This window comes from Bacillus sp. VA15 (assembly GCF_055721145.1).
The window spans coordinates 1-468 of record NZ_JBVQPQ010000028.1 but is presented as its reverse complement, the minus strand read 5'-3'; the positions used below and the strand labels follow the sequence as shown (position 1 = coordinate 468).

Below are 468 nucleotides of genomic sequence, written 5' to 3'. Positions count from 1 at the left end.
CATCTTTCCCGCGCGTATAGTAGCGAAGTTTAAAAGCTCTAACTTTTGTTGCATTACCGGGATGTAAAGTGAATACAACGCTGTTTCGATGGCCGGTTCGTGTCTATTACGAAGATACCGATGCCGGGGGTGTGGTTTACCACGCCAGCTACGTTGCTTTTTATGAACGGGCACGCACAGAGATGCTGCGCCATCATCACTTTAGTCAACAGGAGCTGTTGGCTGAGCGAGTTGCCTTCGTGGTTCGCAAGATGACGCTTGAGTATTTTGCGCCTGCCAGACTCGACGATATGCTCGAAGTCCAAACTGAAATTACATCAATGCGCGGAACCTCAATGGTTTTCACGCAGCGGATAGTCAATGCAGAAAATACGGTACTGAACTCAGCTGAAGTCCTGATCGTCTGTGTTGATCCAACCATAATGAAGCCTCGTGCGCTTCCTAAGTCTATTGTCGCGGAGTTTAAGC

At 48.5% G+C, this 468-nt stretch carries 1 protein-coding gene; it reads left to right on the top strand.

Going from position 1 to position 468, the window contains the following annotated elements:
• Positions 1–68: 68 nt before the first annotated feature.
• A partial coding sequence (ybgC, locus tag AC0DBE_RS21575; protein WP_134178941.1) for a tol-pal system-associated acyl-CoA thioesterase occupies positions 69–468 on the top strand: 400 nt, incomplete at its 3' end.